The 21052-nt window shown below is 66.6% G+C and carries 21 protein-coding genes; 7 read left to right on the top strand and 14 right to left on the bottom strand.

Annotation, left to right across the window (positions count from 1 at the left end; all coding sequences use genetic code 11):
• Nucleotides 1-17 precede the first annotated feature (17 nt).
• The 3 genes from trxB to LJ725_RS20790 all read left to right on the top strand — a co-directional run bounded on the left by trxB (nucleotide 18) and on the right by LJ725_RS20790 (nucleotide 3142).
• Nucleotides 18-989, top strand: a complete 972-nt coding sequence (gene trxB, locus LJ725_RS20800; protein ID WP_230552710.1) for a thioredoxin-disulfide reductase — start codon at nucleotides 18-20, stop codon at nucleotides 987-989.
• Between the two features lie 30 nt (nucleotides 990-1019).
• Nucleotides 1020-1910: a LysR family transcriptional regulator gene (locus LJ725_RS20795; protein WP_230552708.1), complete on the top strand. Its 891-nt coding sequence runs from the start codon at nucleotides 1020-1022 to the stop codon at nucleotides 1908-1910.
• 353 nt (nucleotides 1911-2263) lie between these two features.
• Nucleotides 2264-3142 carry a DUF6492 family protein gene (locus tag LJ725_RS20790; protein ID WP_230552706.1) on the top strand — a complete coding sequence of 293 codons (879 nt, stop codon included), beginning with the start codon at nucleotides 2264-2266 and terminating at the stop codon, nucleotides 3140-3142.
• A gap of 9 nt (nucleotides 3143-3151) precedes the next feature.
• Here LJ725_RS20790 and LJ725_RS20785 read toward each other — a convergent pair whose 3' ends face one another.
• The 10 genes from LJ725_RS20785 to LJ725_RS20745 form a co-directional block, all read right to left on the bottom strand.
• Complete coding sequence (locus LJ725_RS20785) at nucleotides 3152-4276, bottom strand: CaiB/BaiF CoA transferase family protein (RefSeq protein ID WP_230552704.1); 1125 nt, start codon at nucleotides 4274-4276, stop codon at nucleotides 3152-3154.
• Nucleotides 4273-5439 carry an acyl-CoA dehydrogenase family protein gene (locus LJ725_RS20780; protein WP_230552703.1) on the bottom strand — a complete coding sequence of 389 codons (1167 nt, stop codon included), beginning with the start codon at nucleotides 5437-5439 and terminating at the stop codon, nucleotides 4273-4275. The genes LJ725_RS20785 and LJ725_RS20780 overlap by 4 nt, the downstream gene beginning before the upstream one ends.
• Before the next feature lie 127 nt (nucleotides 5440-5566).
• Nucleotides 5567-5905 (bottom strand): DUF7508 domain-containing protein, encoded by a 339-nt coding sequence (locus LJ725_RS20775; RefSeq protein WP_230552702.1) that lies wholly within the window; start codon nucleotides 5903-5905, stop codon nucleotides 5567-5569.
• Between the two features lie 2 nt (nucleotides 5906-5907).
• Entirely contained in the window at nucleotides 5908-6669 is a 762-nt protein-coding gene (locus tag LJ725_RS20770; RefSeq protein WP_230552701.1) for an enoyl-CoA hydratase/isomerase family protein, read from the bottom strand.
• An 8-nt stretch (nucleotides 6670-6677) separates the two neighbouring features.
• Complete coding sequence (locus LJ725_RS20765; RefSeq protein WP_230552700.1) at nucleotides 6678-7649, bottom strand: Bug family tripartite tricarboxylate transporter substrate binding protein; 972 nt, start codon at nucleotides 7647-7649, stop codon at nucleotides 6678-6680.
• A gap of 72 nt (nucleotides 7650-7721) precedes the next feature.
• Nucleotides 7722-8684, bottom strand: a complete 963-nt coding sequence (gene msrP, locus LJ725_RS20760) for a protein-methionine-sulfoxide reductase catalytic subunit MsrP (RefSeq protein ID WP_230552699.1) — start codon at nucleotides 8682-8684, stop codon at nucleotides 7722-7724.
• Nucleotides 8685-8790: 106 nt separating this feature from the next.
• Complete coding sequence (locus tag LJ725_RS20755; RefSeq protein ID WP_230552698.1) at nucleotides 8791-9228, bottom strand: hypothetical protein; 438 nt, start codon at nucleotides 9226-9228, stop codon at nucleotides 8791-8793.
• 67 nt (nucleotides 9229-9295) lie between these two features.
• A complete protein-coding gene (locus LJ725_RS20750; protein WP_230552696.1) occupies nucleotides 9296-9541 on the bottom strand; it encodes a hypothetical protein in 246 nt (81 codons plus the stop codon).
• A gap of 66 nt (nucleotides 9542-9607) precedes the next feature.
• Entirely contained in the window at nucleotides 9608-9730 is a 123-nt protein-coding gene (locus tag LJ725_RS29005) for a hypothetical protein (RefSeq protein ID WP_268990784.1), read from the bottom strand.
• 109 nt (nucleotides 9731-9839) lie between these two features.
• Entirely contained in the window at nucleotides 9840-11915 is a 2076-nt protein-coding gene (locus LJ725_RS20745; protein WP_230552694.1) for an elongation factor G, read from the bottom strand.
• A gap of 284 nt (nucleotides 11916-12199) precedes the next feature.
• On the opposite strand from LJ725_RS20745, the gene LJ725_RS20740 reads away from it, so the two are divergent.
• Nucleotides 12200-14440 carry an ABC transporter substrate-binding protein gene (locus LJ725_RS20740; protein WP_230552692.1) on the top strand — a complete coding sequence of 747 codons (2241 nt, stop codon included), beginning with the start codon at nucleotides 12200-12202 and terminating at the stop codon, nucleotides 14438-14440.
• A gap of 88 nt (nucleotides 14441-14528) precedes the next feature.
• Here LJ725_RS20740 and LJ725_RS20735 read toward each other — a convergent pair whose 3' ends face one another.
• Nucleotides 14529-15731: a pyridoxal phosphate-dependent aminotransferase gene (locus LJ725_RS20735; protein WP_230552690.1), complete on the bottom strand. Its 1203-nt coding sequence runs from the start codon at nucleotides 15729-15731 to the stop codon at nucleotides 14529-14531.
• A gap of 129 nt (nucleotides 15732-15860) precedes the next feature.
• Here LJ725_RS20735 and LJ725_RS20730 point away from each other — a divergent pair, with 129 nt between their 5' ends.
• Complete coding sequence (locus LJ725_RS20730) at nucleotides 15861-16367, top strand: hypothetical protein (RefSeq protein ID WP_230552688.1); 507 nt, start codon at nucleotides 15861-15863, stop codon at nucleotides 16365-16367.
• Here LJ725_RS20730 and LJ725_RS20725 read toward each other — a convergent pair.
• The 3 genes from LJ725_RS20725 to LJ725_RS20715 are packed head-to-tail and all read right to left on the bottom strand — an operon-like array spanning nucleotide 16364 to nucleotide 19572.
• Entirely contained in the window at nucleotides 16364-17185 is an 822-nt protein-coding gene (locus tag LJ725_RS20725) for a transglutaminase family protein (RefSeq protein ID WP_230552687.1), read from the bottom strand. The two genes, LJ725_RS20730 and LJ725_RS20725, sit on opposite strands and share 4 nt — an antisense overlap.
• 5 nt (nucleotides 17186-17190) lie before the next feature.
• Entirely contained in the window at nucleotides 17191-18123 is a 933-nt protein-coding gene (locus LJ725_RS20720) for an alpha-E domain-containing protein (RefSeq protein ID WP_230552685.1), read from the bottom strand.
• Between the two features lie 9 nt (nucleotides 18124-18132).
• The gene (locus LJ725_RS20715) at nucleotides 18133-19572 is read right to left on the bottom strand and encodes a circularly permuted type 2 ATP-grasp protein (protein WP_230552683.1); all 1440 of its coding nucleotides are present in this window, start codon (nucleotides 19570-19572) and stop codon (nucleotides 18133-18135) included.
• Between the two features lie 84 nt (nucleotides 19573-19656).
• Here LJ725_RS20715 and LJ725_RS20710 point away from each other — a divergent pair, with 84 nt between their 5' ends.
• Nucleotides 19657-20646 carry a zinc-dependent alcohol dehydrogenase family protein gene (locus LJ725_RS20710; protein ID WP_230552681.1) on the top strand — a complete coding sequence of 330 codons (990 nt, stop codon included), beginning with the start codon at nucleotides 19657-19659 and terminating at the stop codon, nucleotides 20644-20646.
• A 16-nt stretch (nucleotides 20647-20662) separates the two neighbouring features.
• The gene (locus tag LJ725_RS20705; RefSeq protein ID WP_230552680.1) at nucleotides 20663-21037 is read left to right on the top strand and encodes a nuclear transport factor 2 family protein; all 375 of its coding nucleotides are present in this window, start codon (nucleotides 20663-20665) and stop codon (nucleotides 21035-21037) included.
• Nucleotides 21038-21052 lie beyond the last annotated feature (15 nt).

Genomic DNA, 21052 nt, shown 5'->3' with positions numbered 1-21052 from the left:
CGGGATGCGGAGTGGTCATGGCAGCAACTCATCGAAGCAAGGTGATGATCCTGGGCTCGGGGCCCGCGGGATACACGGCGGCGATCTACGCGGCGCGGGCCAGCCTGAAGCCGATGCTGGTGCAGGGAATCCAGCCCGGCGGGCAGCTGACCATCACCACCGACGTCGAGAACTATCCCGGCTTCGCGGACGTGATCCAGGGCCCCTGGCTCATGGAGCAGATGCAGAAGCAGGCCGAGCATGTCGGCACGCAGCTGTTCTTCGACACGATCGTCGAGGTCGACGTGAGCAAGCGGCCGTTCGTCTGCCTGGGCGATTCGGGTGATCGCTACGAGGCCGATTCGCTCATCATCGCCACCGGCGCGACGGCGCGCTGGCTGGGCATCCCCAGCGAGGAGACGTTCCGCGGCGGCGGCGTGTCGGCCTGCGCGACCTGTGACGGCTTCTTCTTCCGCGGCAAGGACGTCGTCGTGGTCGGCGGCGGCAACACCGCGGTCGAGGAAGCACTCTACCTGACGCACCACGCGGCGAAGGTGACGCTGGTCCATCGCCGCGACAGCTTCCGCGCCGAGAAGATCCTGCAGGATCGCCTGTTCAAGAATCCCAAGGTGAGCGTGATCTGGGACCATGTCGTCGACGAGGTGCTGGGCGAGAAGACGCCGGCGCCCATCGTCACGGGCGCACGCCTGCGCAACGTCAAGACGGGCGCTGTGCAGGACATCAAGACCGACGGGTTCTTCGTGGCGATCGGCCATTCGCCCAACACCGAGCTGTTCAAGGGCAAGCTCGACATGGACGGCGAGGGCTATCTGATCACGAAGCCCGATTCGACCGCGACGAACATCGAAGGCGTCTATGCGGCCGGCGACGTGCAGGACAAGGTCTTCCGCCAGGCCGTCACGGCGGCCGGAACGGGCTGCATGGCCGCGCTGGAGGCCGAGAAGTGGCTGGCGGCCCAGGAGGCGCGCCCCGCACAGGCGGCTGAGTAGGCAGCGGACGTAGAAAGGGGAGGCAAGGGAATGGACTGGGACAAGCTGCGCATATTCCAGGCCGTGGCGGACGCGGGCAGCTTCACCCATGCGGGCGAATCGCTGAAGCTCAGCCAGTCGGCGATCTCGCGCCAGATCGGCGCCCTCGAGGAACAGCTGGGCGTCATGCTGTTCCACCGCCACGCCCGCGGCCTGATCCTCACCGAGCAGGGCGAGCTGCTCTATCGTACGGCGCGCGACATGGCGGCCAAGGTCAACACGGCCGAGGCGCTGCTGCGCGCCAACCAGGACAAGCCCGCCGGGCGACTCAAGATCCACGCCACGGTGGGCTTCGGGTCGACGTGGCTGACCGCGCAGATGCACGAATTCATCGCCCTCTATCCCGAGATCGACGTGAGTCTCGTCCTGTCGGACAACGAACTGGACCTCGGCATGCGCGAGGCCGACGTGGCCATTCGCATGGTCATGCCGCGCCAGCCCGGCCTGGTTCAGCGCCACCTGCTGACCGTCCGTAGTCACGTCTATGCGTCACACGGCTACGTCCAGAAGTACGGCAAGCCCGCCACGGTCGAGGAACTCGACCAGCACCGCCTCATCATCTTCGGCGAGGACGCGCGGGCGCCGGTCCAGGACGTGAACTGGCTGCTGCGCGAAGGCAATGCCGACCAGAATCCCCGGCTGGTGGTGCTGCGGGTCAACAATACCTATGGCATCTTCCGCGCCGTCGAGTCGGGGCTGGGAATCGCCTCGCTGCCCGACTACCTCGCCCGGGAATCCACCAAGCTCGAAATGGTGCTGCCCGACCTGAACGTGCGGACCACGGACGTCTACTTCACGTATCCGGAAGAATTGCGGCACTCCAAGCGCATTGCCGTCTTTCGCGATTTCCTGCTGCGAAAGGTGGCGGAAACCCGTTTTTAACAGCGAGATCTGCAGTATTGCATACTCAGTGCGAGGCATGCACATGCCGCATGCCAGTGTCCAATACTTCACCACTACCAATCTCAGCCACGAGGCATAGGTTCAGGTCAGGTTATCGACACGAAAAGTTTCGGCTGATCGCGTTCGAAACTCGGGATCCTCATGATCCCACGTCTCCCAGACGTGAAGCCTCCCTGTTTGACTCGCCGGGCCCCTGGGCCCGGCGTTTTTTTTGGTCTCGTGGCTGTCGTCTCATGGGGCGATGTGCCGCTCACGCCGGTGGGCCGGACGCCCGCGCACTCAATTGATGTCGCGCGGTCCCTTGCCCATATGTAGTTCAGAGATGCGCCCTCATGTTCTCTGAAGTCAGACAAGGAATACTCCCGCTCGCTCTGCGCAACATCAAGCGCCGGGGCGACCTCGAACGGGCGGGGCTGCTGATCGAATCGCTGGCCAAGCACTGGCGGGACAGCAAGCCGTTCGAACTCCTGATCATCGCGCCCAATCGCGATGCCGGGCTTCTGCGCACCGAACTGCCGCGCTTCCCGAACATCAACGTCGATGTGCGGCGCGAGGGCGACTTCTTCCGGCCGTTCAGCCCGTTCTACTGGATGACCGGCTGGTACCGGCAGCAGATCGTCAAGTTGCACGTACCGGCGGTATTGGGCTTCGGTGGATTCCTGACCCTCGATTCCGACGTCTGTTGCGTCGGCGACTTCGATTCACAGACCTTTCTGCAGCACGAACGGGCCCTGTCGCGCTGGGAACCCAAGCAGCATCATGAATGGTGGCGCAGCGCGGCCGAGGTGATCGGCATTCCCTACGATCCCAGGGCGCATGGGCTTTCCGTCACGCCCAACATCCTGCATGGCGATCTTGCCCGCCAGACGCTGGCGCGCGTGCGAGGCCGCTATCTCGATGCGACGACGTCGCTGCTGCTGAGGCTCGTGAGCCGGCCCGGCCATGTGCCGTGGACCGAGTACTCGCTCTACACCAGCGCGGCCGAGATCAATGGGACGCTCTACGACTATCACGCCGAGTGGGACACCTGTTACACCGCCGACGTCCACCTCTTCTCCGAGAAGTCGTGCGTCTGGGGGGCCGACGATTTCGAACGGCTGGTCCAGCTGCCCGCGGGGACCGATCCGGGCGGCAAGTTCATCATCGTGCAGAGCCATGCGCGCATCCCGCTCCAGCAGGTGCGTGACTACTGCCTGAGCTTCGCCGGTTAGGCCGTTCGCTCAAGCCTTGCCGTTGTGCTCGCCGATCTTCGGCGCCTTTTCCATGCCGCCGGCGCGCTCGCCGTCGATGCTGAGCGGCAGGCCGTGGAAGAGGGCGTTCGAGCCGGCATAGGGCTGGACGAACATCGCCAGTGCCGCCACCTGTGCCAGTTCCATCACCTGCGGCACCGAGTTCAGGGGACCGTTGGGAACCCCCAGCGCGTCGAGCTTCGCGGCCCAATGGGCGCGCGGATGCTCCTTCATGATGTCGGCGATCATGCCCAGCAGCAGCTCGCGCCGCTCGCTGCGCTGGACGTTGGTCCGGAAGCGCTCCTCGTCTGGCCATTCCGGATGGCCCAGCGCCTCGGCGAACTTGCGCCATAGCCGGTCGTTGCCGGGACAGATCATCAGCGGTCCGTCGCTGCACTCGAACGCCTGGTAGGGCGTCAGCGACGGATGCCCGGTGCCCTGGCGCGGCGGCATCTTGCCGGTCACCGACCAGCCCGCGACATGGTTGGAGGCCCACATCAGCCCGCTCTCGAACAGCGAGGTGTTCACGAGGCTGCCCTGGCCGGTGGCCGTGCGCCTGGCCAGCGCCGCCAGCACGCCGATCGCCGTCCACATGCCGGTCGACAGGTCGATGATGGAGACGCCGATGCGGGCCTCGGGGCCGGTCGGATCGCCGTTGAGCGAGATGAGGCCGGCGACGGCCTGGATGATCGGCTCGTAGCCCGGCCGGTCCTTCCACGGGCCGGCATGGCCGAAGGCGCCGAGGTCGGCATAGATCAGGCGCGGGAAGCGCCGGGTGAGCGCAGGCCCGTCGAAGCCGAACTTCGCCGGCACGTCGGCCCGCAGATTGTGCACGAAGATATCGGCGGCGCCGATGCGCTCGATCAGCGCCTCGCGCTGGGCGGGATCGGCGAGATCGCAGGTGATCGACTTCTTGCCGCGATTGAGCGCGATGAAGCCCGTCGCATCGCCCTCCACGAAGGGAGGCCCCCATTTGCGCGCGTCGTCGCCCTCGGGTCGCTCGACCTTGACCACCTCGGCGCCGAGGAAGGCCAGGATCTGGCCGCAATAGGGACCGGCCAGGTTCTGGCCGAACTCGACGACCTTAATTCCGGCGAGCGGGCCTGTGGCGCTCATCGCAGGTTGCTCCCCAGGATCTCGCGCGCGATCACCATGCGCTGCACTTCGCTGGGACCCTCGCCGACGCGACGGATGCGCATCTCGCGATACCAGCGCTCCAGCGGCAGGTCCTTGGTCATGCCCATGCCACCGTGGATCTGCATCGCCCGGTCGACGACGCGCCCGCCGCCTTCCGACGCCGTGAGCTTGGCGATCGACGCCTCGATCTTGAAGGGCAGGCCGCGCCGTGCCTTCTCGGCGGCTTCGAGGGTGAAGTGCCTGGCGGTGCGAATGTCGATCTCGTTGTCGACCAGCATCCACTGCACGGCCTGGCGATGCGAAAGCTTCTCGCCGAAGGTCGAGCGCATCTTGGCCCATTCGATCGCCATCTCGTGCGCGGCGATGGCGACGCCGATGCAGCCGGCGGCATAGGGGATGCGCTGGCGGGTGAGGCGGTCGTTGGCGACCGCGAAGCCCTTGTTCACTTCGCCCAGCACCTGGTGGTCCGAGACCCAGCAATCCTTGAACTCGAGCTCGGTCGCGTAGTGCGACGAGCGCAGGGTGTGGACGACACGCCGCACGTGGAAGCCCGGCGTGTCGCTGTCGATGATGAAGCAGGTGATGCCGGCGCGACCCTTCGACGAATCGGTGCGGGCGAAGACGATGCCGTACTGTGCGCGATCGGCGTTGGAGATGTAGAGCTTGGCGCCGTTCAGCACCCAGCCATTGTCCCTGCGCTCGGCCCGCGTCTGGATCGCGCCCGCGGGGTCGCTGCCGCCCGACGGCTCGGTCAGGCCGAAGAACGCCTTCTTCTCGCCGCGCAGCGTCGGATAGAGGTAGCGCTCCTTCTGGTCTTCGTTGGCCTCGAAGATCTGCGCGAGGCCCGCGCCACCGAAGGTGCCGTAGCAGGGCACGTAGAGACCGGCGCGATGCTGGGCCATCTCGATGGCGAGCAGTACGCGGGTCACGATGTCGATGTCGGGACCGCCATATTCCTTCGGGATATCGATTCCGAACAGGCCCATCGCCTTGGTCTTCTCGACCAGCCGCGCATGATCGGCGGGATCGAGTTCGGAGGCGTCGGGATCGAGCTTGGCTTCGAGCGGGATGATCTCCTCCCGCACGAAGCGGCGGACCTGCTCGATCAGCATCTGCTGTTCCTGGTTGGGCTCGAAATCCATTTTCTCTGTCCTCTTGTTCCTCTCCCCCACTAGGGGGAGAGGCTAGGTGAGGGGGTTACAGGAGGTGCGTCGCCCCCTCACCCAACCTCTCCCCCTAGCGGGGGAGAGGCGGAAGAAGGGCAAGGCTTCAATACGGACTGAGCCGCCCCAGCGGCGGCGGGTTCTTGGCGTTGTCGGGCGGGAGGCCGCCGTGATCGGCCTTGTGCACCATCAGCAGCTCGAACCAGCGCGTGCGATACTGCTGGTTCACCTCGACGCGGAACTGGCAGCCGTCGCCGCGTTCCCGATGCTCGCGCTGCAGTTCGGAGCGCAGCCCGAACGGCGAGCGGGCGCCGGCCTGGCCGATAAAGAGCACGGCGCCTTTGGCATCCGCCACCTGATAGACGCCGAGCTGGCCCGGCAGGCGCTGCACGCTCTCCGCCGTCAGCGGCTGCCAGGGTTTTTCGAGGCGCAGCCGCAGGGCCATGGCTATCTCCCCTGGAACTTCGCGGTGCGCTTCTCCAGCCGCGCCTTCATGCCTTCCTGCGCGTCCTGGCTCTTCATCGCCGCCTGCACCAGCGCATCGACGTCGTCGTGCTTGATGCCGTCGCGGAACTCGAGCTGCTTCACGGTGAGCGCCTTCATGGCCTTGAGCGACAGCGGCGCATTGGCCGCCAGCCGGTCGACGACCTTGGACGCCTCGGCCTCGAGCTGGTCGGCCGGCACGCAGCGGGCGATCAGGCCCAGCGCGTGCAGCTTGGTCGAGGGCAGTGGATCGCCCAGCAGCAGCATCTCCCGGGTCGTGACGGGGCCGAGCACTTCCATCAGCTTCTTGGCCAGGAACCAGTTGGGCGCCAGCCCGACCTGGGCCAGCGACATGCCGAAGCGCGCCTTGTCGCTGGCCACCACGAGGTCGCAATGAAGCGCCAGCTCGTTGCCGCCGGCGATGGCGTCGCCGTGGACGACCGCGACGACGGGCAGGGGGCAGAGTTCGACCGCGCGCAGCATCACTTCGATGCCGCTCGCGTTGCCGCCGCCGATCGTCTCGCGACGCTCCGCCATGTCGAGTCCGGCACAGAACACGTTGCCCTTGCCGCGGATCACCACGACACGATCCTCTGCCGCGACCGGCGCCTGCAGCGCGTCGATCATCTCGCGCATCAGCTCGCTGTCGAGCGCGTTGCGCTTCTCCGGCCGGTTCATCCAGATGGTTTTGACCGGCCCGCTCTTCTCGATGATGACCTTGCTCATGGCGTCCCTCACTCCGGCTCGATGCCGGCGGCCTGGATTTCCTTGGTCCACCAGGCCGTCTCGGCCTTCACGTAGGCGGCGAACTCGTCGAGCGCGAGCGGCGCTATTTCCATGCGGCCCTGGGTCATAGCCTTGGCCGTCGCGGGATCCTTGAGCGCCTCGGCGATGGCATCGGCCAGCGCTTTTTGCACGTCCTTCGGCGTCGCCGCCGGCGCGAACACCGCGAGCCAGTAGACCAGCGAATAGCCGGGCACGGCCTCGGCGATCGCTGGCAGGTTCGGCGTGACCGTGGTGCGCTTGGGGCCGGTCGTCGCGAGACCGCGGACGCGCCCGGCCTCGATCTGGGTCAGCGCCTGCGGCAGGTCGGGGAACATCACCTGGACCTGGCCGGAAGCCACGTCGCCCAGCGCCTGAGGGCTGGCCTTGTAGGGCACCCGCTCGATCTTGGTGCCGGCGAGCTTATTGAACATCTCGCCCGACAGGCGCTGCGAGGCGCTGGCCTCGGCATAGTTCAGCTTGCCCGGGTTCTTCTTGGCGTAGTCCACCAGCTCGGCGGTGGTCTTGACCGGCAGGTCGTTGTTCACCACCAGCGCGTTGACGCCCATCACGCAGCGCATGATCGGCGCGAAATCCTTGTCGATGTCGTAGCTCAGCTTCTTGAACAGGGCGCCGTTGGCGGCATTCGTCGTGTTCGTGCCCATCAGGAGCGTGTAGCCGTCGGCCGGCGCGGTCGCGACGGCCGAGGCGCCGAGCTGCCCGCTGGCGCCCGGCTTGTTTTCGATGACGACCGGCTGCTTCAGGATGTCCTGCAGCTTGGCGCCGAGGCCGCGCGCGGTCAGGTCGGTGGCGCTGCCGGCGGCGAAGGGCACGACGATTTTGATCGGCTTGTTGGGGTAGGCCTGGGCGAAGGCGGCCTTGGACAGCGAACTCGCAGCCAGTGCGGCGGCGCCGGCCAGGGTCGTACGACGGTTGAGCTTCACATTTCCTCCCGAGGCCTCGTCCGGCCGGGCTCCGTTTTAGCGGCCCGGCACGGCGAGGCAAAGGAGGGCGCGCTACATGAACAGCTTTTCCGCCTTGCGGTTGGCGTAGAGCCCCGCCACGAACTCGGCGTAGCCGTTGTAGAGCAGGGTCGGAATACGCTGGTCGCTGCCCAACGGCTTCTCGGTGGCCTGGCTCCAGCGCGGATGCGCCACCTCCGGATTCACGTTCGCCCAGAAGCCGTACTCGCTCGATTGCAGACCCTCCCAGAAGGTCTTGGGCTTCTTGTCGGTGAATTCGACGCTGACGATCGACTTCACGTTCTTGAAGCCGTACTTCCACGGCGCCATGAGGCGCAGAGGCGCGCCGTTCTGCTTGGGAAGGGGCTTGCCGTAGAGACCGGTGGCGATGAAGGCGAGGTCGTTCATCGCCTCGTCCATCGCCAGGCCCTCGGTATAGGGCCAGGGGTAAAGGAGGTCGCGCTGCTCGCGCATCACGGAAGGCCTCGACAGCGTCTTCATGACCATGAACTTGGCGCTGCCCAGGGGCTTGCAAAGCTCTACCAGTGAGCGGACCGGGAAGCCGCTCCACGGCACGATCATCGACCAGGTCTCGACACAGCGGAAGCGGTAGACACGCTCCTCGAGCTGGACCTTCGCCAGCAGATCGTCGATGCCGATCTCGAACGGCTTCTCGACCATGCCGCCGACTTTGATCGTCCAGGGCCGCACCTCGAGCTTCTGCGCGTCGCGCCAGATGCTCTTGTCGGTGCCGAACTCGTAGAAGTTGTTGTAGGTGGTGGCGAGCTTTTCCGCCGTCATCGGTGTCGGCACGCCATACTTGTCGTTGCGCTTGGCGGGATACAGTCCGGCCGACGGATCGGCCGCCTTGTCCTGCGCCATCAGTTGCCCGGGCAGGGCGAGCGAGGCCGCACCGAGCCCCATCGCCCGCACCATCGCGCGTCGATTGAGAAAGTGGCTCTCCGACGTCGCCTTCGACTCCGGGATCTCCCAGCCTTTCGTGCGCCTGATCAGCATCTGCCTAACTCCTGTTACGCCGCGCCCCCTAGATGGGCGCGGCTACGGATGGTCGCAAATCAACCCTGCTCACTGCACTGTGACGCAACGTGACGTAACGAAAAACCTAAGGCTGCGAGTTGGTCACGTCGAGCAGGGTCGGCCACATGACGTCGCGCCAGGCGTTGTTGCCGACGGCGGTGAAGGTGATCTGGCCGTTCTGGATCAGGAAGAAGCGCGGCGTCTCGGCACCCTGGGCAATTCCCACCTCGCTCATGAGGAAGGCGTCGAGCACCCAGCGAAGATCGGCGGGCCAGCTCACGGGCTTCAGCAGCAGCTGCGGGGTCTTGGCGAACACGACCCGATAGTCGACCTTCTGGAAGACCGGCGCCTGCTTGAAGAGCGGCTCCCACTGCGTGCGCCAGACCTTGCAGGCCTCCGACGTCTCGTCACCGGCGAAAATCAGGATGGGCTTCTTGGCGCCTTGGGCGGCGACGGCGCGCGCCAGCATCGGCGCGGCGGCCACTCCAAGCCCGCCCGCCATCAGATTGCGTCTCTTCAGCATCGAACTACGTCTCCCCTCGTGGCAGATCCCACGAGGCCAATATGGAGCAATGCCGGTCCGCCGGAAACTAGGCCTTGGTGGCCGTCACTTCCTGGATGCGGGGCCACATCTTGTCCTTCCAGCCGGCATTGCCGGTGACGGTGAGGACGATCTTGCCATCCTGGAAGAGGATGAAGCGTGGCGTGGCATTGGGGCTCTTCTTGCCGTCTTCGCTTTCGAGGAAGGCCGCCCGGATGGGCCTGGCCGCGGCGGGCCAGCTTCCCTCGACCATCACGAGGTCGCCGGTGGCCGGATGGACGACCTGGTAGTCCATCTTCTTGAAGGCGTCCGACTTGAGGAATTCAGGCTCAGACTGGGCACGCCAGATCTTGCAGCCGCCTCAAAGTTCGTGGCCGACGAACACCAGCGTCGGGCGCCCAGACTGGGCATTCGCGACGCGGGTCAGTGACGATGCGGAGGCCACCACCAGGCCACCCACCATCAGAGACCTTCTCTTCAACATGAACCGTTCTCCCGTGGAACCATTCCACGGGACGAATATGAGATGCGGGTCGAGGCCGGAGAAGGATGTTCGGCCGGCCTCACTGCCTTGTGACCTGCCGGTACCGGCTTCAGGCCGCCTGACGCTTCTTCGTCTCTTCGACGATCCGTTCGGCCGTTCGTCCGGCCAGTTCCTGCAGGTGATCGAACCCGGTACGGAAGCTGCCGATCCCCTGGGTGACCGACCGGATCTCCACGATCATGTCGGCGATCTCGGCTTCCGGGATCAGCGCGGAGACCTCGTCCCAGCCCGGCCAGCCGGGGCGGGCGTCGTAGCCCAGGAGCTGTCCGCGGCGGCCCGAGATCAGCCGTTGCAGCCGCGGCGTCGATTCGCTGGGCCCGCTCACCGTGACCCTCAGGATCGGCTCCAGCAGGACCGGCCTGCACTTGGGCATGGCCTCGCTCAAGGCGATGCGCGCGGCCATCTTGAACGACATCTCCGAACTGTCGACGGCGTGGTACTGGCCGTCGAACAGCGTCACCTCGATGTCGACCACCGGTTGGCCGAGCGGTCCCTCCTTCAGGTACTCGATCAGCCCCTGTTCGACGGCCGGGATGAAGTTGCGCGGCACGACGCCGCCCACGATCCGGTCGACGAAGCGGAAGCCCGAGCCGCGCGGCAGCGGCTTGACCTCGACCTTGATGTCGGCGAACTGGCCGTGGCCGCCGGTCTGCCGCTTGTAGCGCGCATGCTGCTGCGTGCCGGCCTGGATCGACTCGCGATAGGCGACCCTCGGCGTCGTCGTCTCGACGGCGACATTGTAGCGGCCGGCGAGCTTGTCGACGGCGACCTTGAGGTGCATCTCGCCCTGGCCCCTGAGCAGCAACTCGTGGGTCTCCGCCCGCGCCTCGAAGGACAGCGAGGGATCCTCCTCGACGATCTTGTGCAGCGCGCCGGAAAGCTTCACCTCGTCGTTCCGGTTGCGGGCGGACACGGCGAGCGCGAACACCGGCGGGTCGGCTTCGGGGAAATCGGGCGAGGCGGCGATCCCGTCGGGACCCAGTATCTGACCCGACGACAGCGCCTCGACCTTGGCCAGCGCCACGATCTCGCCCGCGCGCGCCTCCGTCGTCTTGTCGAACCGCTGTCCGAAGGGGCGCAGGATCGTGCCGATCCGTTGCCCGCCGACCGATTGGCCCTCGGTCAGCCGGCCGGACCAGATCCGGCAGAGCGAAAGCTTGCCGGCGTGGCTCTGGTGCACGACCTTGAAGCACTCGGCGGCGACGGCATCGCCGCAGGCAAGCGCCCGCCGGTCCGCCGACTGTCCGACGAACGGCGTGTCGTGGCGCAGCGCCTTCAGCAGGCGCCGCACGCCGTTCTCGCGATCGCCGGCGCCCAGCAGGACCGGCGCGATCTGGTCCGAGCCGAACTCGTCGTGAAGGTCGCGATAGATCAGCGACTTCTCCGGCGCGATGTCCTCGATCAGCTGTTCGAGCAGCGTGTCGTCGAACTCCGAAAGGGTCTCGAGCATGTCGCGCCGGGCCTCGGCCTCGCGCGGCAGGATCTCGGCCGGCATCTCGATCAGGTCGGAGGCGCCGCTGCTCCGGTAGCGATAGGCGCGCTCGCTCACCAGATCGACATAGCCCACCGTTTCCTCGCTGCCGTCGGCCGCGGCGCGCCGGATCGGCACCTGGCGCAGCAGCAGCTTGCGCCGCGACACAGTCTGCAGGGCCGACAGCATGTCGCGCACGCGGACCTCGGCAGAGTCGATCTTGTTGACGAAGATGATGTGCGGGATGCGCCGGTCCTCGATGAACTTCAGGAGCGGCGTGAGAGCCATCACGCGCTCGGGCGAGGGCTCGCAGACGACGACGGCGGTGTCGCACACCGCGAGCGCCGCGAAGGCGTCATGCTGGAACTCGATGGAGCCCGGGACGTCGAGAAACGTCCACTGGTCGCCGAGATAGTCGATGGAAGCGACGTTGATCTCGGTGCCCATGCCGCGCTTGCGCGCCTCGGCGGTGCCGTCGCCGATCGAGGTGCCCGCGCGCGTAGAACCGCGCCGGCCGATGGCCCCCGTGGCATAGAGGATGCTTTCCAGCAGGCTCGTCTTGCCCGACAGGTACGGCCCGCACAGCGCCACCACGCGATGCGCGCCGCTGCCTGGTCTGCCGCCCGTGATCGTCTCCGTCTTGAATTCGGCCATGACAACGTCCTCCTTCTCGCGAAAAACGCGCGTAGAAGCTCCGGACGGCGTCCGGAAGGACGGGCAGCCCCAGCGTCCGCGAACGGTCGCTCTCACTCAACTTCCGGCCGTCAGCCAAACGCGGGGATCAACCCGCAACGCCGCGATCGGAGCGAAGCCCTTTGTCGGTGAAAATGCTTTCACTCCGGGTTGAGCGAGTCAATGCGGGTGTAAGGTAGGAGTTGGTATAGATTTCCCGCCGGACCCGGCGATCCGCGTTGTTCCATCGAGGCCGATGAGTGGTCATGAGTAAAGTCCTTCCGGTCGCATCGCGGCTCCTGGTGCTGGTGTTCGGCTTGCTGCTGATGGGGGCGCCGCCGGCGGCAGCCCAGAATGCGACGGCCAAGCTCGGCGTGGTCGTGAGCCGCACCGGTGAATACGAGGCATCCTACGGCAAGCCCTTTCTCGACAGCGTCCGCCTGGCCGTCGATGAAGCCAATGCAAGCGGTGTCGGCCCTCGCATCGAACTCGAGATCCAGGACGACCGCAGCACCGAAGCCGGTGCGCGCGAAGCGGCCACCCGCGTCGGCGAGAGCGGGGCCATCGTGGCCGTGGGCCCGGTCCTCTCGATCCTGGCACTGCCGGCAGGGCCGGCCTTCGCCCAGGCGGGCATCGCGTCGATCGTCTCGACCGCGGGCAGCGATCTGGTCACGAACAACGCCACGACCTTCCAGACCGTCTTCCGCAACAGCGACCTAGGCGAATCGGTGGCCGACTATCTTCGCCATGCGCTGGGTGGAGGGCGGGCGGCGGTGGTATTTGCCGACAACGGCTACGGCCAGACGATCGCCGATGGGTTCAGGCGCGGCGCCGAACGGCTCGGGCTGCAAACGACCTACCATCCTTTCAGGAACGCGGCGGAGCGGGACGAGGCAGTGCGCAGGATTGCCGCCGATCCCGGCAAGCCCGCCGTCGTGCTGGGCGCTCTGGAAGCCGATGCAGCCCCCATCATGATGGGTCTGCGCCGCGCCGGCGTCACCGCGCCGGTGCTCGGCCCCGGCGTGCTCAGCGATCAGTCCTTCTTCAATCTGTTCCGCGACCAGCCGGAGGAGCGCCGCGCGCCGGGTCACTTCACGCGGGATCTCTTCATCGCCACGCCGGTGATCCTCGACAGCGCCAACGCCGAGACGCTCGCCTTCACGGAACGCTACCGGGCGCGCTTCGGCCCGGAGGCGTCGGTTTCGTGGCTCTCGGTGCAGGCCTACGATTCGGCGCAGCTCGCCATCGCCGCCATCCGGGCGGCCTTCGCCAGCAAGAACGCCACCGACCTGCGCAGTCGGCGGAAGGCGGCTTTCGACTATCTCGCTTCCCTGAACGGGCCTGCCCGCGCCGTGCCGGGATTGCTCGGTCCCATGTGGTTCACGCCGGAGCGGGGACGCTCGCTCCCCATCAGGATGGGGCGCTTCGGCAAGGGTGGGCTCTTCGAATCGGCGCCGATCCAGCTCGTTCCCGTATCGTCGTCGGCGGCGGAGGAAGTCGCGGCCGGCACGCTGGTCGAAATCGGCCCCGGGCGATACGCGCGGCGGCAGCAGGTCGTCTATACCGGCATCTTTCTCAACGAGATCGCCCGCATCGATGTCGCCCAGTCGGTCTTCTCCGCGGACTTCTACGTCTGGGTGCGTTTCGCGCGAGGCTTGGCGGCGACCGACGCCGATCCGGTGCAGTTCGAGTTTCCGGACATGATCCGCGGCACCTTCGCGAGCGCGCGCCCGGCCAGCCAGCGCGATCTCGACGACGGCACGACCTACCGCCTGTGGCGGGTCAGCGGGGATTTCAAGAACGACTTCGACCTGCGGCGGTATCCCGCCGATCGCCAGAAGCTGGAAATCCGCTTCTTCAACGCCCGCGCCGCCAGCGACCGGATGGTCTATGTCCTCGACCGCAGCGCCTTCGAGGGTATCGATGCGGGGTTCGGGGCGACCAATGCCTTCGGCGGCACGGCCGCTCCCAAGGCGTTCCGCAATCTCACGCAATGGCAGCCGCTGCGGGTGACCGAGGTGCGCGAAATCCTGGTATCGCGCTCCGGCCTCGGCGATCCCGGCCTCGTCGGCCTCGATCGGGTGCGGGAACTGTCGGGCTTCGCGATGCTGATCGAGGTGCAGCGCGACATCGCCACGACCCTCATCAAGACCCTTCTTCCGGTCGGCCTGATGACGCTGATCATGTTCGCGACGCTCTATTTCCCGCCGGTCCTGGCGGCGGCCAAGGTCACGGTGGCGATCACCGCCGGGCTTTCGGGCGCGGTGCTTCTCTCGTCGATCAATTCGCAGTTGGGCAATGTCGGGTACGTGATCGCCGTCGAATACGGCTTCTACGTCTTCTTCGCGCTCTGCCTTGTCTGCATCATCACGGCGCTGGTCGGCGAGAAGACCCGCCTGGAAGGCCGTTCGACCGTACTCGTCGACCGGACCGGCAGGGCCCTGTTCGCCCTCGGCTTCGTGGGAACGATCACCGCCGCCTGCATCGCCTTCGTCTTGTGGCGCTGAGGGACCAAGCCGGCAGGGGCGTGGTTCGGCCTCGCCGCCGCGCGACGGAGCGGCGGGCGGGCGCCCGTCGTTCCGCCGTCGGCGTGGGTCAGTTCAGCGCGGCGCAGGCGCGCTGGATGCGGCGGCCGGCTTCCTCGAGCAGCTCCGTCGCCGTGGCGTAGGAGATGCGGAAGGCCGGGCCCTGGCCGAACGCCGATCCCTGGACCACCGAGAGGCCCTCGGCCTCGAGCAGGTAGTTCACGAAGTCGGTGTCGTCCTTGATGACCTTGCCGTCCGGCGTCTTTTTGCCGATCAGGCCGGCCACCGACGGGTAGACGTAGAACGCGCCCTCGGGACGCGGGCACTTGATGCCCTTGGACTGGTTCAGCATCGACACCACGAGGTCGCGGCGCTGCTTGAAGATCGCGACGTTCTTCGGGATGAAGTCGGTCGGGCCGTTCAGGGCGGCGACGGCGGCGGCCTGGCTGATCGAGCTGGCGTTCGACGTGCTCTGCGACTGCACGGTGATCATGGCGTTGATCAGCTCCTGCGGCCCGGCCGCGTAGCCGATGCGCCAGCCGGTCATGCTGTAGGCCTTCGACACGCCGTTCATCGTCAGGGTGCGATCGTAGAGGCGCGGCTCGACCTCGGCCGGCGTGGCGAACACGAAGTCGTCGTAGACGAGCTTCTCGTACATGTCGTCGGTGAGGATGTAGACGTGCGGATGCTTCAGCAGGACGTCGCACAGCGCGCGGAGGTCGGCCTTGGTGTAGGCGGCGCCCGTCGGGTTGCTGGGCGAGTTCAGGATGATCCACTTGGTCTTGGGCGTGATGGCGCGGTCGAGATCCTCCGGCGTCAGCTTGAAACCGTTCTCTTCTTTGCACTGGACGATGACGGGGGTGCCGTCGCCGAACATCACCATTTCGGGGTACGAGACCCAGTAGGGCGCCGGGACGATCACCTCGTCGCCGGGGTTCAGGGTCGCCAGCATGGCGTTGAAGATGATCTGCTTGCCGCCCGAGGTGACGACGGTCTGGCTCGGCTTGTAGTCGAGCCCGTGGTCGCGCTTCATCTTGGCGACGATCGCCTGGCGCAGCGCCGGCGTGCCCGGCACGGCGGTGTACTTAGTGTCGTTGTTGCGGATCGCCTGGATCGCCGCTTCCTTGATGTGGTCGGGCGTCGGCATGTCCGGCTCGCCGGCGGCCAGTCCGATGACGTCCTTGCCCGCCGCTTTCATCTCCAGGAACTTGCCCTGCGCGGCATTGGTCGGAGACGGCTTGATGCGGCTGAGACGATCGGCGATGAAAGCCATGACGAGTATGCCTCCTTCAGGCATTTTTGGAGCGGCGCGAAGCTAGTCGCGACGGGCCGTTTCCGCAAGGCGACGGGCCGGTATTTCTCGTCGGGCGGGCCGTACCGGCGCTAGGGCAAAGGGGCCGAGATGAAGTTCCTGTTCATACCGTTGCGGCCACTGATCTCTCCGGCCTTCATCGCCCTGGTGAACGTGGCCATCCTGTTTCCGATGGTGCTCACGGTCATCGACGTGCTGAAGAGCGTGAACCGGCACGTGGACACCCACGAGCCCGTCACCATCACCTCCACGATCGCGCTGATCATGATCGGCTGGGGCGTGGCGCTCGAGGAGCGCGCCGTGATCCGCAAGCGGTTCGGCGTGACGGGCCGGTCGGACGAGGCCTGGCAGGTCCATCTCGACGAAATGTGCCACGAATACGGGGTCGCCCAACTGGTGCTCGGCCTGTTTGCCGAGATCGCGGTGGCCATGATCGCCCTGCCCGACCGCATCGTGAACACGGCGGGCCTCGAATACACGCTCCTGACCGTGGCGATCACGCTCATCTCCATCGGCGCGCTCATCCAGGCCCGCCATGCGGTGGCGCTGCTCGTGGCTATCTGGCAACACAGGCGGGGCGGGGCGACGCCTACCTAGTCGATCAGTTGGACCGACGCCTCGACCGTCATCTTGGCGTCACCGAAACCGACGCGGCGGCCGCTGACCGGGGCCGCATCACGATAATCGAGGCCGACCGCGACGCGCAGGCTGTCGCCGCGCGGACTGATGCCGTTGGCCGGATCGAAACCCACCCATTCCAGTCCCGGCACCCAGGCCTCTGCCCAGGAATGGCTGGTGCGACCGACATGAAGTTCGGGATCGTCGTTGCGCAGGTAGCCGCTGACGTACCGCGCCGGCACGCCCAGGCGGCGGCAGCAGGCGATGAAGATGTGGGCTTCGTCCTGCGCCACGCCGGCGCCGCGGGTCAGCGCCTCGATCGCTGTGGTATCGACGGTCGACGCCCCGGTCTTGTAGGCGACCCGTTCGGAGATGCGCTTCATCAGCTCATGCAGCACGGCGACGCGCTGTGCGGGATCGGCGGCGCGGTTCGCGAAGCCCTCGATCAGCGGATCGAAGCTCGCGTCGTGTCGCGCAAGGCCGGAATTGCGGAGCCAGAAAGGGGCGGGGAGAGTCGGTTCCTCGGCATAGCGCAGCCACTGGTCGGTGCCGCTGTACTCGTAGAGACCCTGGACCACGATCTCCACACTGTCGTGCTGCCGGGCGACCGAGAAGGTGGTGACCTGGTTGCCGTGCCCGTCCTTCCACTCCGACTTCTTGCCGGGTCCGTCGATGCGCCACGAAACGATGCGCTGTGCCGCCGCGGGCTTGGGCGTGAGACGCACGTCATGGATCGAATGGCCGGACGGCTGGTCGAACTGGAAGCGCGTGGCGTGATGGACGGAGAAGCGCATCATTCTGCTCAATCCAGGAGGAACTGGCGGCCGATTTCGTCGGACAGCGTGCCGATGTCGCCCCGGAGCTCGCCGAGGAACTTGGCCAGGCCGATCTCGAATACCCGGTCGATGCGGGCGTAGCGCAGCCGGGCGTGAAGTTCACCGGCCAGCCGGTCGGCTTCACCCCGTGTTCCGTAGGCCTCGGCCAGCTCCCGCATGTTGAGGTCCACCATCCAGAGGCAGTGATGAACCGAACGCGGCACGTCGCGCCGCAACATCATCAGCTCGGCGACCTTCATCGGATGGAGCGAACTTCGATAGATGCGCCGGTAGGTGCGGACGGCCCCGATGCAGGCCAGCAGCTCCGACCACGCGAAATAGTCGAGCCCTTCGGCGCTCGGACTGCCGTCGGGCCGCAGGAGATGGAACTTCACGTCGAGGATGCGGCCGGTATTGTCGGCGCGCTCGAGGAAGGCGCCGAGCTGCAGGAAGTTGTTGGCCTCGTCCCGCAACAGAGTCACTGCTGCCGCGCCGAAGATCATGACCGCCTGCTTCTTCACCGACTCGATCAGCGCGCCGCGGTCGAGGGTCGCGCGATTGCCGCGCAGCCGGGCGGTCAGTTCCAGCCAGAGTGCGTTCAGGCTCTCCCACACGTCGACGGTGATGTTGTTGCGTTCCTCGCGGGCGTTGCGCCGGGCCGCGCCGATCGAGTTGACGATCGAGGAGGGATTGTTCTCGTCGAGGACCAGGAAGTCGATCAGGCTGGCAAGGCGCTGACCCTGCGCCTGGCTCTGGCGGAACTCGTCCTCCATGCCGAAGATCGCGGCGACGCCGGCGGCCTCCTCGCCGCGCGACTGAAGGGCCATGCGCTGGGTCGCCTCGATCAGCCGCGCCGTCGACTTGGCGCGCTGCAGGTAGCGGCCCATCCAGTAGAGATTCTTGGCGGTACTGCTCAGCATCGGTGCGGCCTAACTGCCATCCGCCGGCGCGTCCGGCGCCAGCACCCAGGTATCCTTGGTGCCGCCGCCCTGGCTCGAGTTCACCACCAGGGATCCCTCCTTGAGGGCGACTCGGGTGAGGCCGCCCGGCACGATGGTGATCTTCTTGCCCGAGAGCACGAAGGGCCGGAGGTCGACATGCCGCGGCGCCACGCCCTGGTTCACGAAGGTCGGGCAGGTCGAGAGCGAGAGCGTCGGCTGGGCAATGTAGTTGTCCGGTCGCGCCTTGAGGAGCGCGCGGAATTCCTCGATCTCGGCCTTGCTCGACGTCGGGCCGACCAGCATGCCCTTGCCGCCCGATCCATGGACTTCCTTGACCACGATCTCGGAGAGATGCTCCAGCACGTACTTGTAGTCGTCGGCCCGGTCGCAGCGCCAGGTCGGCACGTTCTGCAGGATCGGCTCCTCGCCGAGATAGAAGCGCACCATCTCCGGCACGTAGGTGTAGGTCGACTTGTCGTCGGCCACGCCGTTGCCCAGCGCGTTCACGATGTTCACGCGGCCGGCGCGCAGCGCGCCGAGCAGGCCGGCGACGCCAAGGAAGGAGTCGGGACGCATCGCCAGCGGATCGAGGAAGGCATCGTCGACGCGGCGGTAGATCACGTCGACCCGCTGCGGCCCGCGCGGCGTGCGCATGAAGACGCGGCTTTCGTCGACGAACAGGTCGGAGCCTTTCACCAGCTCGATGCCCATTTCGTCGGCGAGAAAGGCGTGCTCGAAATAGGCGCTGTTGTAGTGGCCGGGCGTCAGCAGCACGACATTGGGCTCATGGCCGTCGCTGAACGACACGGAGCGCAGGGTGGCCAGCAATTCCTCGGTATAGTCGGCCACAGGCAGGACGCTCTTGGCGGCGAACAGCTCCGGCGCCAGCCGCATCATGACCTCGCGATTCTCCAGCACGTAGGAGACGCCGGAGGGCGTGCGCACATTGTCCTCGAGGACGTAGAAATCCTTCTCGCCGACGCGCACGAGATCGATGCCGGCGATGTGGGCGTGCACGCCGCCGGGCAGTTGCAGCCCCTGCGCCATGGCGACGAACTCGCCGTTCATCAGGATCTGCTCCTCGGGGATGATCCCGGCGCGGCAGATTTCGCGCTGGCCGTAGGCGTCGCTCAGGAAGGCGTTCAACGCCTGCACGCGCTGCGAGAGTCCCTTGTGCAGGTACTGCCATTCGTCATAGGCGATGACGCGCGGGATGATGTCGAAGGGAATGGTCGTTTCGGCCCCCTCGGCCGCGCCGTAGGCGCCGAAGGTGATGCCGTGTCGCCGGTAGAAGAGATCGACCTCGGCGCGCGTGGCCGCCACCCGCTCGGGCGAGGTCCGCGCCAGCCAGTCGGCGACACTGCGGTAGGGCACCCGGACCGAACCGTCCGTGCCCGAATTCATCTCATCGAATGCCTTGATCGCCATCCGGCATTTCACCCCCTGTCAAATCACCATATAAGCAATCGACGGGCCAACAAAGTGCCCGTGACCATCGGGCGGAGGCGCGGCATGAAGCAGGTGCTGATCGATCGGTACGGGACGCCGTGGGACGTGGCGCGCTGCGCCGAGGTCCCGGACGTCGGGGAGCCGGCGGCCGACGAGGTCGTGTTCGACGTGCTCGCCTTCCCGATCAATCCCGCGGACATGTGGTTCTGCAAGGGCAGCTACCGGCTCAAGCCGCCGCTGCCGGCGACGCCGGGCGCCGAATGCGTCGGCCGCGTCACCGCCGTCGGCTCGGCCGTGAAGCATGTGAAGACGGGTGATCTGGTCATCAACCTGCAGCGGGAGAACTGGACGCAGAAGCGGCGGGTGAAGGGCGAGGACGCCATTCCGCTGCCGGCGGGGATCGACCTGCGCCAGGCGGCGATGGTGCGCATCAATCCGCCCACGGCGCGGCTGATGCTGTCCGACTTCGTCGATCTCGCGCCCGGGGAGTGGGTGATCCAGAATGTCGCCAACTCCGCGGTGGGGCGGCTGCTGATCGTGCAGGCTCACCAGCGCGGCCTGCGGACGGTGAACGTGGTGCGCCGCGCCGAGCTGGGGGAGGCCCTGAAGGCACTGGGCGCTGATGTGGTGCTGGTCGATGACGACGACCTCGCGGCACGGGTGGCCGGTGCGACGGGCAACGCCGCGATCCGGCTCGGCATCGAGGCGGTCGGCGGTGCCGCCACGGGGCGTATCGTGGACTGCGTCGCAACCGAGGGCACCGTGGTGCACTACGGATCGATGAGCGGCGAGGATCCCAGGGTCGGACGCAGCAACCTGATCTATCGCGGCATCAAGCTGACCGGCTTCATGCTGGGCCGCGGCCTCGCCAAGCGCGACGCGGCAAGGATCCGCGAGATCTACGCCGACCTTGCGGCGCAGGTGATGGCGGGTACGTTGTACGCCCCGGTGGACACGGTCTATCCAATCGAGAAGATCAAGGACGCGCTGGCGCACGCCGACAAGGGCGGACGCAACGGCAAGATCCTGGTGGCGCCCAACGGCGCGATTTGAAAGAGGGAGAAGCGAGATGAGTTCCGACGTCGCGGCGATCGAGAAGGTGCTGCAGGTCTATTTCGACGGGCTTTACGAGGGCGATACGAAGAAGCTCGGCGAAGCATTCCATCCCGCGTCGCACCTCTACAGCGCCGGGCCTGACGGCAAGGCCGCGGACATGCCGCGTGCCGACTGGTTCAAGATGGTAGAGAGCCGCAAATCCGCCAAGGAAAGCGGCAGCGAACGCCGCGATCGCATCGTGTCGATCGATTTCTCGGGCCCGGCGACGGCCTTCGCCAAGGTCGAGTGCCAGATTCCGCCGCGCTACTTCACGGACTATCTGACGCTTCTGAAAGTAGAAGGCCGTTGGCAGGTCATCGCCAAGGCCTTCCACACCGTTACCAAGTAGACGTCCGGGCCGGAC

Origin of the sequence: Reyranella aquatilis, from assembly GCF_020880995.1 — a bacterium.
Taxonomy (GTDB): Bacteria; Pseudomonadota; Alphaproteobacteria; order Reyranellales; family Reyranellaceae; genus Reyranella; species Reyranella aquatilis.
Note: the sequence above shows the minus strand (reverse complement) of the source record. Positions and strands in the feature narration are given on the sequence as shown.

Excerpts from the sequence above, each read along its gene's own strand:
- msrP (WP_230552699.1), bottom strand. The coding sequence starts at position 8,684 with ATGCTGATCAGGCGCACGAAAGGCTGGGAGATCCCGGAGTCGAAGGCG.
- LJ725_RS20785 (WP_230552704.1), bottom strand. The coding sequence starts at position 4,276 with ATGAGCGCCACAGGCCCGCTCGCCGGAATTAAGGTCGTCGAGTTCGGC.
- LJ725_RS20710 (WP_230552681.1), top strand. The coding sequence starts at position 19,657 with ATGAAGCAGGTGCTGATCGATCGGTACGGGACGCCGTGGGACGTGGCG.
- LJ725_RS20790 (WP_230552706.1), top strand. The coding sequence starts at position 2,264 with ATGTTCTCTGAAGTCAGACAAGGAATACTCCCGCTCGCTCTGCGCAAC.
- LJ725_RS20745 (WP_230552694.1), bottom strand. The coding sequence starts at position 11,915 with ATGGCCGAATTCAAGACGGAGACGATCACGGGCGGCAGACCAGGCAGC.
- LJ725_RS20725 (WP_230552687.1), bottom strand. The coding sequence starts at position 17,185 with ATGATGCGCTTCTCCGTCCATCACGCCACGCGCTTCCAGTTCGACCAG.
- LJ725_RS20755 (WP_230552698.1), bottom strand. The coding sequence starts at position 9,228 with ATGCTGAAGAGACGCAATCTGATGGCGGGCGGGCTTGGAGTGGCCGCC.
- LJ725_RS20705 (WP_230552680.1), top strand. The coding sequence starts at position 20,663 with ATGAGTTCCGACGTCGCGGCGATCGAGAAGGTGCTGCAGGTCTATTTC.
- trxB (WP_230552710.1), top strand. The coding sequence starts at position 18 with ATGGCAGCAACTCATCGAAGCAAGGTGATGATCCTGGGCTCGGGGCCC.
- LJ725_RS20740 (WP_230552692.1), top strand. The coding sequence starts at position 12,200 with ATGAGTAAAGTCCTTCCGGTCGCATCGCGGCTCCTGGTGCTGGTGTTC.
- LJ725_RS20735 (WP_230552690.1), bottom strand. The coding sequence starts at position 15,731 with ATGGCTTTCATCGCCGATCGTCTCAGCCGCATCAAGCCGTCTCCGACC.
- LJ725_RS20720 (WP_230552685.1), bottom strand. The coding sequence starts at position 18,123 with ATGCTGAGCAGTACCGCCAAGAATCTCTACTGGATGGGCCGCTACCTG.
- LJ725_RS20795 (WP_230552708.1), top strand. The coding sequence starts at position 1,020 with ATGGACTGGGACAAGCTGCGCATATTCCAGGCCGTGGCGGACGCGGGC.
- LJ725_RS29005 (WP_268990784.1), bottom strand. The coding sequence starts at position 9,730 with ATGTTGAAGAGAAGGTCTCTGATGGTGGGTGGCCTGGTGGTGGCCTCC.
- LJ725_RS20775 (WP_230552702.1), bottom strand. The coding sequence starts at position 5,905 with ATGGCCCTGCGGCTGCGCCTCGAAAAACCCTGGCAGCCGCTGACGGCG.
- LJ725_RS20780 (WP_230552703.1), bottom strand. The coding sequence starts at position 5,439 with ATGGATTTCGAGCCCAACCAGGAACAGCAGATGCTGATCGAGCAGGTC.
- LJ725_RS20715 (WP_230552683.1), bottom strand. The coding sequence starts at position 19,572 with ATGGCGATCAAGGCATTCGATGAGATGAATTCGGGCACGGACGGTTCG.
- LJ725_RS20730 (WP_230552688.1), top strand. The coding sequence starts at position 15,861 with ATGAAGTTCCTGTTCATACCGTTGCGGCCACTGATCTCTCCGGCCTTC.
- LJ725_RS20750 (WP_230552696.1), bottom strand. The coding sequence starts at position 9,541 with ATGGACTACCAGGTCGTCCATCCGGCCACCGGCGACCTCGTGATGGTC.
- LJ725_RS20770 (WP_230552701.1), bottom strand. The coding sequence starts at position 6,669 with ATGAGCAAGGTCATCATCGAGAAGAGCGGGCCGGTCAAAACCATCTGG.